This window comes from Fibrobacter sp. UWH5 (assembly GCF_900142505.1).
In the GTDB taxonomy this organism is placed as follows: domain Bacteria; phylum Fibrobacterota; class Fibrobacteria; order Fibrobacterales; family Fibrobacteraceae; genus Fibrobacter.
Map to the genome: position 1 here is coordinate 48491 of NZ_FRBB01000013.1, position 18339 is coordinate 66829.

Below are 18339 nucleotides of genomic sequence, written 5' to 3' on the forward strand. Positions count from 1 at the left end.
ACGGAGGTCGGCATCTGATTTTGCGAAAAAGACCTGGGTTTTAGCCCGGGTCTTTTTGCTTATGCATTTGCATATGGTGTTCGCTTTTATTTTTCCGGGAAGACTCTTAGGTAGGGGTCTTCCATGGCGGTAACCGGGATGGTGATTGCCTGGTCGTTTTCGTCTACGATAATGGCAACGCCGGTAAGGTAGTTGATCCAGTAGTCGTAACGGCTTTCTTCATTTTCGTGTTTGTGGAATCGCAGGTCGATGGTATTTCGTTCGCTAACCGAAATGATGAACGGAATCAGGAACTGGTCATGGGAAATGGCGATGGTGATGTCGTGCATCTTGCTGTAGGTGAAGTTGTCCTTGATGAATTCCTGGATGCGGTCGTCTACGTCGTAGAATCCGGCCTGACATTCTCTTGAGACGTCCTCCTCGTAAGCGAAGTAGGAATAGGCGGACCAGCTCCAGCTATGCTGATTCTTGCAGGCGTTAGCCTGGGATTCATCCTTGATGAAATAGCTGTCCAGCAGGTCGGTTCTCTGTTCGTGATCGTCTGCGGAGGTGGCGGTAAAGGGGATGGAACTTTCTGAAAATTCCTGGCCTTTTCCTTCTGCGATTTTCAGCACGGTTTCCATGGTCCGGTAGACCTTGGTATGCATAAAGTAAATGGGGCCAAGGGGTGCCAGTCTTTCGCCCAGTGTAACGGATTGTTCACGGCCGTTATCGTTTAGACGTCCCTCCGTACCCGTGCTGCTCTTATTGCGCTCGGCATGCCTTATGACGTAGGCCACCTTCTCGTTTTCCATGACGCAGTTTACCACATCGGTCAACTGGTGGAATTGGTCCCTTGTGGCGCGGATGTTTTCGCATTCCGTGCTCATCTGTTTGCTTGAACTAGATGGGATTACCACGATAGGTTCGTTAAACTGGTATGAACTAGAGGAACTTTCTGGGGCAGGTTCGTCGAATAGGAAATAGCTGGAAGAGGATGGTTCTTGTTCGGGCTGATAAGGCTCGCTATATTGGGAAGAACTGGATACCTGCGCGCTGGAAGGTAAACTTTGCAGGAAGTCTTTGAAAAAAGGCTTTTGTGACGAGTCTGTCTGGTTGACTTCTAGGGAATCCTCGGTGAGGGAATCGTCTGAGACGATATTCGGATTGTAATACGAAAGTTCGTCGTCACAGGCGGCGAGTAAAAGGCATACGGCAAAAACCGATGCTATATAACAAGCATTTTTTTTCATTCAAGAACCCTTTGCTAACACCGTTCATAAAATTAGTATGAGTTCTTGGAAAAAGTTTTAGTTTTCCTGAAAATTTATAGATAAAATGGGGGGCGTTTAGCCGTTCGGGAATAAAAGTTTCACCTGTTCCGGCAAATCGGGGGTGGGTTTGCCGTTTTTCAGGAAGCAATGTTCCGAAGTTCCTGTGGCGCACAGCTTGCCCTCTACGCTCAGCTTGTAGGTGAACTTGAAGTGGTATTTGCCCTTGCGTTCCAGGGTGGTGTCGATATCCACGGTCTCGCCGAAGTGGGTGGAATTGCGGTACCTGACTGTCAGTTCCAAAACCGGGCAGGCGTACCCTTGTGCTTCAATTTCAACATAGCTGGAACCTAGGGACTTGAAAAATTCCAGTCGGGCCTGTTCAAACCAGATTGGGTAAACGGCGTGGTGTACGATGCCCATCTGATCGGTTTCGGAATAGCGGACTTCTATGTGGCTAGTGTGTTTGTGACTGCAAAGTTCCATAATCTTTTTTACCTGTCAGATTGCCTGCGTTTAAAAGGCCTGGCGTACGTTAAAAGAAATTCCCAGGTGGTCGAAGTCTACCCATGAAAAGTCGGCTCGGGCGAATAATCCTTCGCTTAGGTTCAGCCCCAGCAGTGCGCCTGCGCCCAGGGACTTGTGCCATTTGTTCCGCCAAAGGTCGCTGAAGTAATCGCCTGCCTTACCGCTTTCAAAAAATAGGTGGGCTCCCACGCGGTAGGCGAAGTACTTGCGAATTTCGGACTGGGAAATAATGGCCTGGTTGCCGTTGAAGTAACGGCTTTCTACTCCGCGGAATCGCTTGACCCCGTCGGGGCCGGCCAGCATGTCGAAGGGAACGTCTCCGTTGGTGCGCTGCCAGAGTAATCCCTGGGCGAAGGTGGCTCCCCAGAGTAACATGGTGTAACCGCGCAAATCAATGGATTCAACATCGAAGGTGTAGTCTCCCAGCTTGTCGCTGTAGAATTGCTGCTTCCATTGGGCCAGGAATCCGTGCTTTGTCCAGTTGATGTTGTATCGGGAGTCGTAGCTGATGGTGTAGCCTATGCCGTTGCGCCATCCAGAATGGGTGTCTGGTAATTCTAGACCGCTTTGGTTTTCGTTGAAGTCAATTTGAGAGTCTTCAAAATGGAATACAACGCCGTACTTGATTCCCCTGGGCATGCCGATGGAAGATTCCCAGGTGGATTCTAGATAAAATAGTTCTCGGTCGTAGTTGGTGAATATGTCAATGTCGGGGTTGTTCCCTGCGCCGAAATAGCTGGCGAACCAGTCCTGATAACGTAAGATGGTCCAGACGCTGATTTTGTCGTGGAACAGGTAGAAGATGGGCTCGATGTTGACCTGGATCTGGTCGCGGGTGGTGCGGAACATCGTAAGTCCGATTTCGTGAACCTTGTCGCCCCCTTCATTGGGTCTTAGAAACAGAAGGAACATGGCTCCATACTGTAGTTTCGTTTCTTCGGTGTAGCCCAGTACCGGTACCAATGAAAATCGCTGGAAGTCGTCTTGCACATCCTGGGCGTGGGCCAGGGAGAACATACAGAATATGGCGAAAATCTTTGTGACAAATTTCATTGTGCCCAAATATAGAATGTATGCCAAGATGTTGAAAATTTTTTTCTACATTTGACCTCCGTTGATGCAGACAGAAATGAAATTACCGCAAAATTTGACGGCGGCAAACAGCAAGGAATTGCTGCGCTCGTGTAGAAGGGCGCTCCGACAGGGAGCTCTTCGTCTTGATGGTTCTGAAATGACCTTCATGGACTATAGCGGTGATGCTTTTTTTGCCCTGCTGGCCGAGGTTTCTGCCAAGACTGGAAACCGTCTGGAGCTGCTCCATTTTAACGATGACATTAAGCAGCATCTGTCTGACCTGCGTAAGTTTACCATTCCCGAAAAAGACCGTCGCGAAACTACGAATATTTTCGAGGCCTTGGGTGGAGTGGGTTTTGACTTCATCAAGGAAGTGGTGCAGGTGTTCATCTTGTTGAACATGTGCATTTACTGGACCTTCCTGGGACCTTTCGACAAGGGCAAGCTTCGTTTTGGCGGCGTGGCCAAGCAGATGTTCCGCCTGGGTAGCGAGGCTACCGGAATCTGCTTCTTGATGGTGGCGCTGGTCTGCTTGACCATGGCCTTGCAGAGTTCCGTGATGCTCAATACCATCGGTGCCGGTTCTTATTTGGCCTCAGGTCTTGGATTCCTGATTTTTGCTGAAATTGGTCCGCTGTTGACCACCATCATTCTTGCAGGCCGTTCTGGTTCCTCGATTGCGGCTGAAATTGCCAACATGTCTGTTTGCGAAGAAGTGAAGGCTATCAAGACCATGGCTATTTCACCGGTGCAGTATCTGGTGGTTCCGAGATTTTTGGCCATGAGCGTTTGCACTCCTATCTTGAATTTCTGCGCTTCCATTTTCGGATGTTTCGCCGGCTTCCTGATTGGCTATTTCTGCTGCGACATTACCTTTACCAACTACCTCCAGGGTATCCGCGAAGGGATCGACCCCATGGTGTTTGCGAAGAGCTCCATTAAGGCTCTTGCTTTTGGTTGGCTTGTTACTCTTATTTCCTGTAATAAAGGTTTGAATGCCAAGGGCGGCGCCGAAGCCGTCGGCCTAGCGACAACCTCTAGCGTGGTGACTTCCATTGCCAGCATTGTTATTGCAGATACACTTTTTGCCTTCATTTTCTACTAGGGAGCAGTTATGGACGAAATTCTCAAAGTGGATCATCTGAAGGCGGGGTACGGTGGACGTACTATCCTCCACGACATTACCTTCGGTGTGCGCAAGGGCGAAATCCGTATGATTCTCGGTAGTTCGGGATGCGGTAAGTCTACCTTGTTAAATAACATCCTTAAGCTGTACAAGGCCCAGAGCGGAACCATTACCTATTTCGGTAAGACCTTCGGGGCCCAGGATGGGCTGGATGCCGAAACCCGTATGCGTACCGGCGTGCTGTTCCAGAGTGGCGCTCTGCTTTCGGACTTGACTGTAGCCGAAAACGCCATGCTTCCCCTGAAACGCAGCATGCCCTATATGCCCAAGAGCCAGATGGAAGCCATCGTTGCCGACCGTCTGGAAAAGGTTCATTTGCTGCATGCCTTCCATAGGTATCCCTCGGAACTTTCTGGCGGTATGAAGAAGCGTGCTGCCCTGGCCCGCGCCATTGCACTTAAGCCGGAACTTCTGTTCTGCGATGAACCGTCTACGGGTCTCGATCCGGTAACCGCACACTCTCTCGATGAACTTCTGCTGGAACTGCGGGACACCTTGGGCGTATCCATGGTAATCGTGAGCCACGAACTGGAAAGCATCAAGATCGTATGTGACCGTTTTGTGTATTTGAAGGAAGGCTACGTCCATTTTGACGGCACCTTGCAGCAGGGCCTGGATTCCGAAGATCCAATTCTTAAGACATTCTTTAGCCGTAAGAGTTCAAAGGAACCGAAATCCGATGACACTTACCACTTTAATTTTATTGACTGAGTCGGAGCATTAGATGGAAACCACTCGTTCTGAAAGAATCAAACTTGGCGTATTCATGTTCATATGCCTGGCGCTGATTATCGCCTTTTTGGGTTATGTGCTGAATCGCTTCATTAGCGCCGAATACGACAACTACTACACCGTGTTCAAGGGATCGGTCATCGGTCTTTATAACGAAGCCAAGGTCAAACTGAACGGTATCGACGTGGGTAACGTCACCGGAATCCAGATTGATTCCTCTAGCCTGGATCAGGTGGTGGTGAGCTTCAAGGTGAAGCATGGAACTCCCATTAAGCCGGGTACCCGTGCCGGCATGACCAACGGTCTTTCCCTCACTGGCGAAAAGCACATCGTTCTTTCGGGTGGTCACTTTAGCGAACCTAATTTGCAGGAAGGCGGTTTTGTTCCTGCTGAAGCTTCTTCTTTCGATAAGTTTGCGGACCAGGCTGGCGGCATGGTTGAAAAGGTCGACACCTTGCTCTCCAACTTTAGCAGCGTCTTTACTGCAGAGAATGCCGAGAACATCCGCATCACTCTGAAGAACATGGCCAACATGTCTGCGAACTTGAACCGCACCACTCGCGAAATGGCAAAGCCCATCGAAAGCGTGACCAAGACTGCTGAATCCATGCAGGCTGCCGCCGAGTCCATGAAGTCTGTCATGGCCAGCGTCGAAGAAGCAAAGATCGCGGCCAAGGCTGGCGAGAACTTGGATCTGCTCAAGGAAAAGCTTGATGCCATCGATACCAAGAGCATGAACGACAATCTTGCCCAGGCCATGGAGTCCATCAACAAGCTGGCCCAGCGTCTGGATGCGATGGTCTACAACAACCAGGATCAGGTGGGCGACGTGCTGACGGAACTGAACACCGTGCTTGAAAATCTGGATGAATTTAGCCAGAAGATCAAGAATAATCCCTCTGCCCTTATCCGTTCCGAAAACAAGAGCCGTAGACAATAAATTTTTATGATGACTGTGGGTAAGGCCTGCAGACTGTAAAAGGAAGGTTTGAAAATGAAGTTTGTTAAAGTCCTGACCGCCGTATTGGTAAGCCTCGTGGCCGGCATGATGACCGCTTGCATTGGCGGTGGTTCCAGCGAACCGACCCGCTATTACATAGTGGATGTAGAAAACATTGGCACTGTAGGTGCTGGCAATGCTTCCAAGACCGTTCAGGTCCGCAAGTTTACCATTGACCCGGCATACCAGCGCAGCAACATCGTATACCGCGAATCCGCCTACACCTTCATGTTCTATGATTTGGACCTGTGGGCCTCTCGCCCCGACCAGATGCTGAACAAGACTGCTGTAAAGTACATCGACCAGAGCGGCCTCTTTGCCAAGGGTTCAAAAACCGCTAAGCCCGACTACGAAATTCTGGGCAACATCGATGCTATCGAAGAAGTGGATGAAGGCTCCAGCCGTTACGCCCATTTGGATATGACCTTGACCTTCCGCAAGACCGAAGGCGCTCCGCTCTTTGAAAAGGAATACAACGAACGACTGACCATGGACGGTTCCGAGCCCCAGCATGTGGCCCAGTCCATTTCTAAACTTTATGGCCAGTTCATGGAAGACTTCTTGAAGAACGTTTCCCAGAACATGGGCGAATAAGCGGGCTCAAAATGGGGAACCTGTACCGCGATGCCTTAAAGGCGCTGGACTGGGGCGAGGGAGCGGTTGTCATTGGACACAAGTCTCCCGATGGTGACTCAGTGATGTCAGCCTTGGCTTATGCCAAGCTGATGCAGTCTCTGGGATATAAGGCCGAGGCCAAAATGGCCGGAAAGCCGAACAACGAAACTTTGTTTGTGGCTAAGGTTCTGGGAATTGAACTGCCCGAAAATTTGCCTAGCGTTTCGTCTTGTTCGTTAGCGGATAGAAACTGCGGACCTGCTCGTCTAATTCTCGTGGATCACAGCGATTACGCCCAGGCCGTAGACGGGGCCCGCGATGCAAGAATCCTCCAGGTGCTGGATCATCACGGTATCGGAAACATTTCGGAATCCAAACTGCTTTATGCCAAGTATATGCCTGTGGGTTCTACCTGCAGTATCGTGTATACAAGCTACAGGGAACTTGATGTCGAAATTACGTCTGAGGTGGCGAAGATTCTTTTTGCGGGACTTCTGTCGGATACGTTAAACCTGAAGAAGGTGACCGTGACTGATGTAGACCGTGCCATCTACGAAGACCTGCTGGAAATGCTGGCCCGCGACTGGAATCTGGATAAGGATTGTGCCCGCCAGAAGGCGTCTGAAATTTTTGACGGAATGGTGGAGGCTGCCCACGACTTTAGTTCCATGACCGACGAGGACATCTTTAATTCCGATGCCAAGGATTACGTGATGGGAACCGCCAAGTTCCGCCTGGGTAGCCTGGATTGGCGTGACGTTTCAACCATCGATGAATTTGCGGATCGGCTGTTGGCGGTAATGCCTAACGTAGCCAAGGCTTCGGGATGCAATATGGTTTTCTGCCGTGTGGGTTTTGAAGAAAAGACCTACATGCTTTATGGCGGTGTAGATAGTACGTCTGCCCGGTTTGCCAAGGCCATTGCAGAACGTGCCTTCGGAAAATCTAAGCGGGAAGGCATTGTTTATTGCGAACGTCGCCTGAGTCGCAAGCTTGATGTTGTGCCGATGCTTGCCAAGGCCCTGTCTTAAAGGCAGAGAATCCCCTTCGCTTGCAAAAAATTAGCTGTTTTACCCCCTTGTAAACAAATTTTACAGTACAAATTCGCTATATAAATCTAAATTCGGGGCATGAAATTCGGATTTTATCGTTCCTTGTTAGTTTTCGGTGCTGTTTTTGGTCTTTCTCAGGCCTTCGCTGCTCCCGATGCCACCCATATTGAATATTTTGACTGCTGGATGGAAAAGGGTAGCGCCCTTGTTCCCGCTGAAAAGGCCCGTTTGAAGGCTACAGACGATTCCGGCATCTGTGGTTGCTTCAAAGTTCGCGAAAATGGCGGCTTTGGCTGGCGCGGTAACGATGATCCCAAACAGATTCTCAAGGTCTACGACCTTCCCAAGCCGCACGTCATGAAGTGCGACGACGGATCCTGCCTCAAGGGCAAGGCTCTTGAACAGTGCATGGATAACGTGCGTCAGACCGCTTTTGCCCTGTCTGAATTCGTCGATGGTCATCCTCTGGCCGGTGCCGTGCCTCTGGTCTTTGATGAAGGCTGGGATATGACTCCCTTTGGCGAATACTTCAACCAGCGCAAGGAACGTGCCCGCGAAATTACCTGCTTCCTGAACGTGCATGGTCGCCCCGATCTCCCTAATAGCGCCGACTGGAACAACTCCGGCATCTTCCACATGAAGGGCCTGCCCAAGAAGTTGCTTCCCGAAACTATCGCTCGCTTTAACGACTTTAGTGATGCCCGCTGCCTCGATGGAAACGAACTGACCGGCTTTGCCTACAACGGCTATAAGGAAAATGTTCGCCACGTAGACGACAAGGGCATTCTGCAGGGTGAAGAAATCGGTTACATGAACGATCCCAACTATCCTTCTAAGCAAGGTGATGAATGGGGACAGGTGGCATGGACCGCTAACTATAAAAATGGTATGAAGGAAGGTACGGCTGTCTTCTATAAGTCCAGCGTCATGGACAAGGCCGAAAAGCCTTACTACTTCAAGCACCTTGAAGTCCCCTACAAGCAGGGCTATGTTGACGGTACTGTCCGTATGCTCAGCGACAAGGGCTTTGTCATGGCTGAAGTCTCCACCAAGCGAGGCGGTCTCCACGGCCGTACAACCGTGTTCAACCCCTTCAAGAAGAAGAACCTGGCCATTACCTACAATGCCAACAACCTGGATGGCTTTGTGGACTTTGGTGACTTCGGCGGTGTCTTCAAGGATGGTTTGCCCAACGGCATGATTACTTTCTGGTCTGTGAAGGATACCTGCTATGAATGGCTTCCCGGTTCCTCTGTGTGCTATACAGAACGTCTCAAGAAAAAGCAGTGGGGCGCCTACAACATGGGTATGCCCAAGGGCACCATGGAATGCTGGAATGGCAAGAAGGGCAAGGTTGATATGGACTGCCCCGACCCGATCCAGGATTCTCTGAGCCGCGACCCGCGTCAGATCGCTATCCGCGCTCTGGAACAGGTTGAAAAGGCCAAGAAGGAAGCCAAGAAGGCTCACGATGCTCTGGCCATTGCCGAAGAAGCCGTGGCTATCCGCAAGCAGGATGCTGCCATCGCCGATTCCAATGTAATCAAGGCAGAACGTGCCGCTGTTGTGGCCGATAGTCTGGCAAAGATTTCTGAAGCTGCCGCCAAGAAGGCCGCCGAAGAAAAGGCCAAGGCCGAGGCTGATTCTGCAAAGGCTGCCGGTGTGAATGCCGCCGCCGAAGCTGCTGCTGCTCCTGCTGCTGAAGATCCGAAGGCTGCCAAGAATGTCAAGGGCAAGAAGGGCAAGGCCGCTAAGGAATCTAAGGCTGCACCCAAGGCCGCCAAGGGCAAGAAATCCAAGAAGTAATCTCTCTCTGTCTTGGACGACGACGTGCCTGCGCGCCGGTGCCATGCCTGCTAAAAGTTTAAAAAGCGAGGTTCAGCCTCGCTTTTTTCGTCTGCAAAATTCGTCTGCAAAATTCGTCTGCAAAAAAATGCGAGGATTTTTTCCTCGCGTTTTACAAGTCTTGAAAAGACCTAGTCGTGAATGGAATTTTTCAGATTCTCGATCATTCTTGCAAAGCTGGGATCTGTTTCCATTTCCTTCTTGATGCTCTTGATGGCATGAACCACGGTAGAGTGGTCCTTGCCGCCGAAGCGGGAACCGATGCTCTGGAGGCTGATGGGGGAGCATTCGCGCATCAGGAACATGGCGACCTGACGAGCCTTGGAAATTTCCTTGGTTCCGCGGCCGGATTCGATAAGCTTGGATTCGGGAACTTCGTACTGGTTAGAAACGGCACGGAGAACGGCGTCCAGGCTGACGCGACGGCGGGGGTTAGGTGCGAATTCGGTAGCCACCTTCTGAGCGATATTCATGTCGATGTCGTGGCTCATGAGGCTAGACTGCAAAGTCAGCTTGATAATGGCACTTTCCAATGCACGGACGTTGCTGGCGATATGTTCTGCCAGGTAATGCAGAACTTCGTCGCTGATTTCCAGGTGGCGTTCTTCGGCCTTCTTGTGGAGAATGGCTTCGCGAGTGTCGACGTCAGGGGGCTGGATGTCCACGGTAAGGCCCCAGGCGAAACGGCTGACCAGACGGTCGGACAGGTTCTTGACTTCGGTTGCGGGAGCGTCAGAAGAAAGAACGATCTGCTTGCCGCCCTGATGCAGGGCATTGAAAATGGAGAAAAATTCGTTCTGAAGTTCGTATTTGCCGGACCAGTTCTGGATATCGTCGATCAGGAGGATATCCACTTCGTTGCGGTAGAAGTCGCTCATTTCGGTGATGCGCTGGTCGCGGAGGCACTTCATGTACTGCTGGGAGAAGTCTTCGGAAGTCAGGTAGCGGACTCGCTTTGTGGGGTCTTCTTCCAGGATGTAGTTACCGATAGACTGGAGCAGATGGGTCTTGCCCAGGCCGGAGGGGCCGTAAATGAAAAGCGGATTGTACTGGGAGCCGTCGGGGTTGCGGGCTACAGACAGGGCGGCGTTGAATGCCAGCTGGGCCTTGTCGCCAGGCACGAAGTTTTCAAAACGGAAACTGCTAGATAGGGGGATGCTAGACTTGAAAATGCTGTTGCTTTCGTCACGGACGGCGGTTACGGTAGGCTGGGGAGCCGCTTCCTGATTCTGGAATTCAAATTCCATGGGAGTTTCGTCGTGGCTGACTTCCTTCCAGGCGACGCCGATCAGTGCCTTGTAGGCGGCATAGACTGCAACATCAAGACCGTGGGGAACCGAAATGACAGCGTGACCGATGGTCTGGTTGACCAACTTGGTCTGAGCAAAATATGTCTTGAAGACTGTGTCCGAAAGCATCCCATGGAGATAGCTCAAACATCTTTCCCATTCGACTGTCATGATCTTCCTCTTCCTCGATAAGCAGCAACGCTTAATACAAATCTATCAACAATTGGCTTATAAATGTAGTAAAAATTGGATGGACTGTTGATAAGTTTGCTAAAAAATGGGAAAATTTTTATAAAAAATTGGGCTATAACTGTTTGATATTCAATAAGTTAGGCTATCGGGCCGGTGGGGGAGCCGGCTTTTTGGGGCGCTTGGCGCCGGCTTCAAGGGGTGCCCCTATGCGGAATTTTTTAAATTTGCCGTGTTATGGACATTCTTTCTAGTTTGGATTACTGGTTCTGGACCCCGATTTTTGCCTGGGTAGGCCTCTATCGTTGGTTTAATCGAATTTCTTACCCCACTTATTTTAAAAGTCAGATGCGCAAGGGCCAAAAATGGGCCTACATCCCGGCCTGGAAGGGCTATTGGGCTCTTTGCGACAAGGTTTTTACCCTGGCTGCGGCCCTGTTGTCGGCGCTTCCCGCCATTTGGATCGTAAATAGGTGGACTGATTCCCCATGGTACATGGGTTTTGCTTCTTCGCCCCTGTTTTTGGCGGTTGGCTTTGTTCTTTGCAGGGCCGCCAAGAACAAAACGGCCAAACTTTACCAGAGTGCTTACTTCCTTGAGTACCGCAAGGTGCGTTACAAGTACGAAGTCAAGGGAAACTTCAGGAACGAGGCTGACGTACAGAATCAGACTGTCTGGAGCTACACCAAGAAATTGAAGAATGCCGAGGCCCATGGTCGTCTGTGGAAGTATGTGAACGCCATGGCCAAGACTAAGAAGATTCCCCCCGACATTTACGCGGAGACCATGTATGTCTAACATTCTCGACCAGGCTGGTATGGGCGAGGCTGTGCTGACCGGTAAGGAGGCATGGGCCTATTCCGAAGACATCCTGCTGAAGGTATCCAGGACGTTCGCCCTGAACATTAATGTCTTGAAGGGTAAGCTGCACAAGAGCATCTTGCTTGCCTACCTGTATCTGCGAATTGCCGATACGGTAGAAGACGATCCTGATATGGTTGCCTCGGAAAAGGAAGTCATACTGGAAAAGTTCGCCAAGATTTTTAGATCCGCTGAACTGCGTGAAGAGGCCGTTTCTGAATTCGAGGGTTCTTTGCCGGCCAGCTGGCGTGCCCGCGCTACGGAACCTTATTTTGATCTGTGCCTGCATACCCATGTGGTGGTTCCCCTGCTCAAGGAACTGCCCGAAGTCTATGCCGCTCCGGTCCGTGATGTGACTGTTGAAATGTGCGGTGGTATGGCCAAGTTTGCCAAGCGTCAGGAAGCCGCCCTCAGCTCCGGCTGGTTCACTCTGGAATCCGTTGGCGATCTGGATGAATACTGCTACTATGTTGCAGGTATCGTCGGCAAGTTGCTGACTCACCTTTTTGCCGCAGACACCTGCCTGATTAGCGACGCCCGCAAGGCCGAAATGCAGAAGCTGGATGTTAGCTTCGGCCTGGCCCTGCAGGTTGCAAATATCGTAAAGGACTGCCGCGAAGATTCTGAACGCCGCGTGTGCTTTGTTCCCGAAGAAATCTGCCGCAGGCACGGTTTTGCCCATAGCTACGACATGTTCGTGGGCGAGGCCGGTTCCGCTCCCGCTGCAGGATCCGCAGGATCTGCCGACTTCGAAAAGCGTCGTGCTGCCGTCATGGGTGAGCTGGTGCAGAAGGCCTGGAGTCATCTGGATGATGCCATCGCCTATACCAAGCTGATTCCCAACATCAAGATGCGTACCCGCCTGTTCTGCCTGTGGCCCCTGTTCATGGCCGCCGAAAACATGAAGTTGATCGGCGACGGCTCCGCCATCTTCGCAAGCGACAAGAAGGTGAAGATTTCCCGCGATACCGTCAAGCAGATTGTGAAGTCCACCATGAAGCATTTCTACAGCGATAAGTGGATCGACCGAAAGTTTAAAGAGGTTCGAACCTAATGAAGTTCTATAACAAGTTGCCGTTCCATATTGCGGTTATCATTTTTAGTATCGTTTCTGACCAGCTTACCAAGCAGTGGGCCTTGGCCCGATTCACCAACGAAACCGGCGCTCCCAATCATGAAGTCATTAACGTGATTGGCGAACTGGCCCGATTCCAGCTGGTGTTCAATAAGGGTGCCGCCTTCAGTAGCCGCCCTCAGGACCTGATGCCCTTCTTGCCGCCCTGGCTGTTCTTCTTGCTGATTTCTGTTGTGGCTGCGGTGGTGCTGTTCTGGTTCTACAGAAGCATCGACAAACGCGACTATCTGAGCCGCCTTGGTGTGGTGATGATCATCGGTGGCGCCATCGGAAACTTTATTGACCGTATGCGCCTGCAGATGGTGGTAGACTTTATCGACTGCGATTTCCCCGACTTCATCATGACAAGATTTCCCACCTTTAACGTGGCGGATTCCTTTGTGACTGTGGGCGTCGCTCTAGTGATTCTTTCTCCGGTAATTTTACGCAAACTGCATAAACAAATTAAGGAAGAAGAAAAGGCCGCCAAGGAAGCTAAGGCTACCAAGGCGGAATAAGCCTAGTCCTTTACATTTTGCATGGACTCGAATTTGACCCAGGCTTCGGCCGGGGTCTTTTCTGTTGCTGTAGACAGTACGTTGTAGTCGACGGCGATCTTGTCGGTGTTGGTCAAGTCAAAGGCCAGGTCGTTCTTGTCTATGGTCTTGACCAGGTGACCGTTTACGAAGGCCTGTAAGTTGCCGGAATCGGTTGTCTGTACCTTGACCTGGTTGAATTCCCCGATCTTGATGAACGAGGAATCGGCCGACAATTTCAAAATGTTCTTGCCGGGGTCGTTGATGGTGAACTTTCCGTCGGCGTGGACGTCAAAGCGGTAGTCATCATAACTGTTTTTCTTGAACAGCTGAATGCCCGCATAGTTCATGTTGTCGCCTATCTTGATTTGAGCCACAAAACCGCAGGCCACAAAGCGTGTGTAGTTGGCACTGAGGATCCAGTTCCTGATACTTTTGTTTGCCTTGCCGTCGCCGCTGGTAACGTGTATCACTCCGCTTTCCATTTCGAAGTTAGGGGAACTGTCGAAAGCGAAATCGACAGAAGACACATCTTCGCTAACGAAGTTGTTTGTGGGTTCACCCTGGGAGGGAATGTCGACGGAGTTTCCGTTGGCCGATGTGGAACTTTCGCCGCTGCAAGCAATAAGGAATGCGGCCAGTAGACTTAGATACTTGCTGTTCATGACGATTCCCTTTGTGAGACTGTTACTTGATTTTGATGGCGCGGACGCTGAACTTGCAATTCTTGTTTGAAGATAGTTCGGCGAAGGTTTCGTTGTAGTAACTCAAATGTCTAAAGTATGCCTTTTCCTGGTCCTTTTCTTCGTCGGTCCAGAAGTAGGCGTAATTGTTCAGATAGTTGAAGACCTTAAGGCTGCTCTGGGATCCTGCGGGCAATGCCTTGAATCCGAATGAGTCCTGGCCGGGAATACGTGTCCCAAGCATGCCGGTTTCGCACCAGTGCTCTGTGTTGGACTTTAGGGCTGTACCTGCCTGCAGGCCCGTGCTCTTCTGACAGAAGTTTTCCAGTTCGACAAAATCTTCGCGGGTGGGGAGGCGGAAGCCTTCGGGTACGGCAAGCTTTGCCTGTTCCCAGGTGTACAGCAGGCCGTAGGTGGTCGCCTTTTCGGAACTGTTGTTGTACGGGTTGGCGCCTTCTACCACGAATGCGAGATTCTCTGCCATCCATTCCTGGTTGCCGATGATGACCGTCTTGTAGGTGCGGCCGTCACGGGGGTCGGTAAATTCACTGGAAACCTTGTTGGCTTCGCTGGCGATACGGTTGAGCTCTTCCAACTTTTCGGGCGGGAGAATGTCCTGGTTGTTGGCTCCACAATGGGGGCAGTAGTTGAAATTGAAGGAAATATCCTTATGGCATTTCTTGCAGCCCTTGATCAAGGGGAGCGCCTTTTTACAATTCATACAGAAATGAGTTGTGGCGTCAGTAATCTCGGCATAACAGTTGGGGCATAAAATCATGATTTTCTCCAGTTCTTGTGCGCTCTTCTTAAAAGCGTCTATAGAAAGGAAAATAATATGTTTTCCCCAAAAAAAATCTAACGGACTAAAATAAATAACCCATATAATTGACTTTTTGTGCCGATCACACCCAAAATGGCACCCCATCGAGACCTGCTCCTGAGCGAATCAAAAACGAAAATTCTCCGCAGGCAATTGAAAAGACGGATGCTGGAATTTATCCGCCAGGCGGACGCTTACGGTATCGACATCGTCATTTCCTTTGATATCGAGAATGCCAATGCCGATCAGCTTGAACGCACGATGAACGATCTGGAGATGATTGATGCGACCGTAGAAAACGAACCTTGCTGATTTGAATATGAAGTGGATAATCGGATCGCTGATCGCCTAGAGAAGGGGTTTGTTTGATAAATATTTTTTCTATCTTTACCCCCGTATGAAGAATGTAGATACTATTGCCGTTCTTGATTTTGGTGGCCAGTATGCCCACCTGATCGCAAATCGTGTCCGCCGCCTCGGCGTTTTCACCGAAATTCATTCCCCCAACTGCGACGTTTCCGAACTGGAAGGCGTCAAGGGAATCATCTATTCCGGTGGCCCCTCCAGCGTTTATGCAGCCGACGCTCCGGAATACAATCCCGAAATCTTGAACCTGCCGGTGCCCAAGCTGGGTATCTGCTACGGTCATCAGCTTATCGCTCAGCAGCTGGGTGGTCACGTTGAACCGGGCAAGGTAAAGGAATATGGCATTGCCGACTTGATCGTTGGCGACGAAAAGTGCCCCATCCTCAAGGACCTGCCCAAGGCTTCTCCCATGTGGATGAGCCATGGCGACCAGGTGACCAAGCTGCCCGAAGGTTACCGCATCGTGGCAAGCACCAAGGACTGCGAAATCGCAGCAGTCGCTTTCGACGAACGCAAGATTTACGGCATCCAGTTCCACCCCGAAGTGACCCACAGTAAGTTCGGCATGAAGCTTCTCGAAAACTTCATCGACATTACCGGCGCACAGAAGACCTGGAACATGCACAGCTATTTGCCCCTGATTACCGCACGTATCCAGGAACAGGTGAAGGACCGCAAGGTGTTCCTCCTGGTGTCTGGCGGTGTGGACTCTACCGTGGCATTCGTTCTCTTGAACCGTGTCCTTGGCCCCGAAAAGGTTCTTGGCCTCCACGTGGATAACGGCATGATGCGTCTGGGTGAATCCCAGAAGATCATGGACTTCCTCAAGGCCGAAGGCATGAACAACCTTCAGATCCGCGACGCCAGCGAGCACTTCCTGGCAAAATTGGCTGGCGTGACTGCGCCGGAAACCAAGCGCGGCATTATCGGTAAGGAATTCCTTGTCGTCAAGGACGAGGAAATGGCCAAGCTGAACCTTGACCCCAACCAGTGGATGATGGCCCAGGGTACCATTTACCCCGATACCATCGAATCCGGTGGCACCAAGAATGCAGACAAGATCAAGACCCACCACAACCGCGTCCAGGAAGTTCTGGACCTGATGGAAAAGGGCCTTGTGCTTGAACCCCTGGCAGACCTTTACAAGGACGAAGTTCGCGCTCTTGGCGAAGAACTGGGCATTCCCCACAATCTCGTCTGGCGTCACCCCTTCCCGGGTCCGGGTCTGGGCGTCCGTCTGCTCTGCAGCGATGGCGTCCTGAAGGATGACATGGTCAAGTTTGAAGACGTGAAGGACACTCAGGGCGGCTCCTTGGCCGACTACCTGAAGGCAAACAACATTTCTGGCCGCATGCTCCCCATCAAGAGCGTTGGCGTTCAGGGCGATGGCCGTACTTACGCACAGCCGTTCCTTCTGACTACCGCCGGCCTCAGCTGGAAGGACTGCGAAAAGTTCTCCACCGAACTGGCTAACCGCTTCAAGGCTATCAACCGCGTGATTTATCAGATCGGTACCGTGGCCGATGAAGACCCGAAGCTTGTGGAACAGTACGCTACCCGCGAGAACTTCGACACATTGCGTAAGTTCGACGACATCTGCACCACCTTCCTGCAGGAAAACAAGCTGTACGAAGAAATCTGGCAGATGCCGGTTGTGAGCGTTCCGCTGCGCACCGCAGGCAAGCCCTGCATCGTGATGCGTCCTGTGAACTCCACCGAAGCCATGACCGCCAACTTCGCAGAAATTGACCAGGGCATGCTTGCAGGTCTCTGGCGCAAGTTCGAAGCCGAAGGCGCCGGCTCCCTCTGGTACGACGTAACTCACAAGCCGCCGGGAACCATTGAGTGGGAGTAGCCCACAAGGCGAATCCAGCGAAAAAATGCTTGCATTTTTTCATTGGTGAGGTGCGCGACCAGCGCTTGAGCAAAGCGAAAGCGCAATGGGAATAATTTTTCCCCTTAAAGAGAAAGCCGCTGGATCTGATTGATCCGCGGCTTTTTTTACGAGTTCAAATTCTCGAATTTATGCCAACAGTTCGTCGGCCAGCTTTTCCATCTGGGCGATGTTATCGTCCTTCATGGCGATCTTGATGCTGACCTTGTTCTGGGCGATGGTGATGTCCTTGGCGGCATCGAACATAGTGGCCATGTTCTTGGCGGCGGCGGGGGCCCAGGAACCGTTTTCCATGAAGGCGATGGTGCGCTTCTGGTAGTTGCGTTCCAGCAGGTGGTCGATGAATTCGCGCATCTTGGGGAACACGCCGGTGTTGTAGGTGGTGGTGGCCAGAACCAGCTTGCCGTAACGGAAGGCGTTCTCGATGCATTCGTAGGTGTCTTCGCGGGCAAGGTCAGAGACGACTACCTTCTTGCAGCCCTTGGCCTTCAGGATTTCTGCCAGCTTTTCTACAGCCTGCTTGGTGTTGCCATAGACAGAGGTGTAGGCGATCATGACGCCTTCAGATTCCACGTCGTAGTTGGTCCAGATCTTGTAGTAGTTCAGGTACTCTTCTACGTTGCCCACGATGGTGGGACCGTGGAGGGCGCAAATCTTTTCTACGGAAATGTCTGAAAGCTTTGCAAGCACAGCCTGGGCGTTGGCGCCGAACTTTCCTACGATGCCGAAGTAGTAGCGGCGGGCTTCGCAGGCCCAGCCTTCCGGGTCTTCAACGTCGTTAGCGCCGAACTTGCCGAAAGCGTCTGCTGAGAACAGGACCTTTTCGCTGGATTCATAGCTCATGATGACTTCGGGCCAGTGGACGTTGGCGGCAGTAACGAAGTTCAGGGTGTGTGCGCCCAGTTCCAGCTTGGTGCCTTCGCCGGCTACAACCTGACGATCGGCAAAGTCGGTTCCAAAGAAGTTCTTCATCATGGTGAAGGCCATCTTGGAAGAGACGATCTTTGCGGCGGGATACTTTTCCATAAACAGTTTGATGTTTGCGGAATGGTCCATTTCCATGTGGTGGACCACCAGGTAAGCGGGTTGCTTGTCGCCAATGGTCTCGGCGATATTCTTAAGCCATTGTTCTCCAAAATTCTGGTCTACCGAATCCATCACGGCGATCTGTTCATCCATGATGACGTAGGAGTTGTAGGCCATGCCCAGGGGCACTTCGAACTGGCCTTCGAAAAGGTCGATTTCGTGGTCGTTGACACCAACGTACTTAACAGAGTCGGTCACTTTCATTTCGTAAGAGAACAT

General features: G+C 51.3%; 18 protein-coding genes. 11 read left to right on the plus strand and 7 right to left on the minus strand.

Annotation, left to right across the window (positions count from 1 at the left end; translation table 11 throughout):
* Positions 1–86: 86 nt before the first annotated feature.
* The 3 genes from BUB38_RS10820 to BUB38_RS10830 all read right to left on the minus strand — a co-directional run bounded on the left by BUB38_RS10820 (position 87) and on the right by BUB38_RS10830 (position 2831).
* Complete coding sequence (locus tag BUB38_RS10820) at positions 87–1232, minus strand: histidine phosphatase family protein (RefSeq protein WP_139258414.1); 1146 nt, start codon at positions 1230–1232, stop codon at positions 87–89.
* A 96-nt stretch (positions 1233–1328) separates the two neighbouring features.
* Positions 1329–1736, minus strand: a complete 408-nt coding sequence (locus BUB38_RS10825) for an acyl-CoA thioesterase (protein WP_073160431.1) — start codon at positions 1734–1736, stop codon at positions 1329–1331.
* Positions 1737–1766: 30 nt separating this feature from the next.
* On the minus strand, positions 1767–2831 hold the full coding sequence (locus tag BUB38_RS10830; RefSeq protein ID WP_073160523.1) for a BamA/TamA family outer membrane protein: 1065 nt from the start codon (positions 2829–2831) through the stop codon (positions 1767–1769).
* Between the two features lie 76 nt (positions 2832–2907).
* On the opposite strand from BUB38_RS10830, the gene BUB38_RS10835 reads away from it, so the two are divergent.
* The 6 genes from BUB38_RS10835 to BUB38_RS10860 all read left to right on the plus strand — a co-directional run bounded on the left by BUB38_RS10835 (position 2908) and on the right by BUB38_RS10860 (position 9243).
* On the plus strand, positions 2908–3957 hold the full coding sequence (locus BUB38_RS10835; protein ID WP_254794942.1) for an ABC transporter permease: 1050 nt from the start codon (positions 2908–2910) through the stop codon (positions 3955–3957).
* 9 nt (positions 3958–3966) lie between these two features.
* On the plus strand, positions 3967–4749 hold the full coding sequence (locus BUB38_RS10840; protein ID WP_073160435.1) for an ABC transporter ATP-binding protein: 783 nt from the start codon (positions 3967–3969) through the stop codon (positions 4747–4749).
* A gap of 13 nt (positions 4750–4762) precedes the next feature.
* Entirely contained in the window at positions 4763–5710 is a 948-nt protein-coding gene (locus tag BUB38_RS10845; RefSeq protein ID WP_073160437.1) for an MlaD family protein, read from the plus strand.
* A gap of 54 nt (positions 5711–5764) precedes the next feature.
* The gene (locus BUB38_RS10850) at positions 5765–6364 is read left to right on the plus strand and encodes an ABC-type transport auxiliary lipoprotein family protein (RefSeq protein WP_073160439.1); all 600 of its coding nucleotides are present in this window, start codon (positions 5765–5767) and stop codon (positions 6362–6364) included.
* 11 nt (positions 6365–6375) lie between these two features.
* Complete coding sequence (locus BUB38_RS10855; protein ID WP_073160441.1) at positions 6376–7416, plus strand: DHH family phosphoesterase; 1041 nt, start codon at positions 6376–6378, stop codon at positions 7414–7416.
* A 99-nt stretch (positions 7417–7515) separates the two neighbouring features.
* The gene (locus BUB38_RS10860) at positions 7516–9243 is read left to right on the plus strand and encodes a toxin-antitoxin system YwqK family antitoxin (protein ID WP_073160443.1); all 1728 of its coding nucleotides are present in this window, start codon (positions 7516–7518) and stop codon (positions 9241–9243) included.
* 170 nt (positions 9244–9413) lie between these two features.
* Here BUB38_RS10860 and dnaA read toward each other — a convergent pair whose 3' ends face one another.
* Complete coding sequence (gene dnaA, locus BUB38_RS10865; protein WP_073160445.1) at positions 9414–10742, minus strand: chromosomal replication initiator protein DnaA; 1329 nt, start codon at positions 10740–10742, stop codon at positions 9414–9416.
* Positions 10743–10997: 255 nt separating this feature from the next.
* Between dnaA and BUB38_RS10870 the strand changes: the two genes are divergently transcribed.
* The 3 genes from BUB38_RS10870 to lspA are packed head-to-tail and all read left to right on the plus strand — an operon-like array spanning position 10998 to position 13253.
* On the plus strand, positions 10998–11558 hold the full coding sequence (locus BUB38_RS10870) for a hypothetical protein (protein ID WP_073160447.1): 561 nt from the start codon (positions 10998–11000) through the stop codon (positions 11556–11558).
* On the plus strand, positions 11551–12675 hold the full coding sequence (locus BUB38_RS10875; protein ID WP_073160449.1) for a squalene/phytoene synthase family protein: 1125 nt from the start codon (positions 11551–11553) through the stop codon (positions 12673–12675). The genes BUB38_RS10870 and BUB38_RS10875 overlap by 8 nt, the downstream gene beginning before the upstream one ends.
* Positions 12675–13253 (plus strand): signal peptidase II, encoded by a 579-nt coding sequence (lspA, locus tag BUB38_RS10880; RefSeq protein ID WP_073160451.1) that lies wholly within the window; start codon positions 12675–12677, stop codon positions 13251–13253. Before BUB38_RS10875 ends, lspA begins: the two co-directional genes overlap by 1 nt.
* Before the next feature lie 2 nt (positions 13254–13255).
* On the opposite strand, the gene BUB38_RS10885 is transcribed toward lspA, so the two are convergent.
* The gene (locus BUB38_RS10885; protein WP_073160453.1) at positions 13256–13936 is read right to left on the minus strand and encodes a hypothetical protein; all 681 of its coding nucleotides are present in this window, start codon (positions 13934–13936) and stop codon (positions 13256–13258) included.
* A 22-nt stretch (positions 13937–13958) separates the two neighbouring features.
* Positions 13959–14732: an FISUMP domain-containing protein gene (locus BUB38_RS10890; protein WP_175547678.1), complete on the minus strand. Its 774-nt coding sequence runs from the start codon at positions 14730–14732 to the stop codon at positions 13959–13961.
* Positions 14733–14867: 135 nt separating this feature from the next.
* Between BUB38_RS10890 and BUB38_RS16075 the strand changes: the two genes are divergently transcribed.
* The gene (locus BUB38_RS16075; RefSeq protein ID WP_139258415.1) at positions 14868–15086 is read left to right on the plus strand and encodes a hypothetical protein; all 219 of its coding nucleotides are present in this window, start codon (positions 14868–14870) and stop codon (positions 15084–15086) included.
* Between the two features lie 85 nt (positions 15087–15171).
* Positions 15172–16995: a glutamine-hydrolyzing GMP synthase gene (guaA, locus tag BUB38_RS10895; RefSeq protein WP_073160525.1), complete on the plus strand. Its 1824-nt coding sequence runs from the start codon at positions 15172–15174 to the stop codon at positions 16993–16995.
* Positions 16996–17163: 168 nt separating this feature from the next.
* Here the strand turns inward: guaA and BUB38_RS10900 are convergent, their stop codons facing one another.
* Positions 17164–18339: an FprA family A-type flavoprotein gene (locus BUB38_RS10900; protein ID WP_217650884.1), complete on the minus strand. Its 1176-nt coding sequence runs from the start codon at positions 18337–18339 to the stop codon at positions 17164–17166.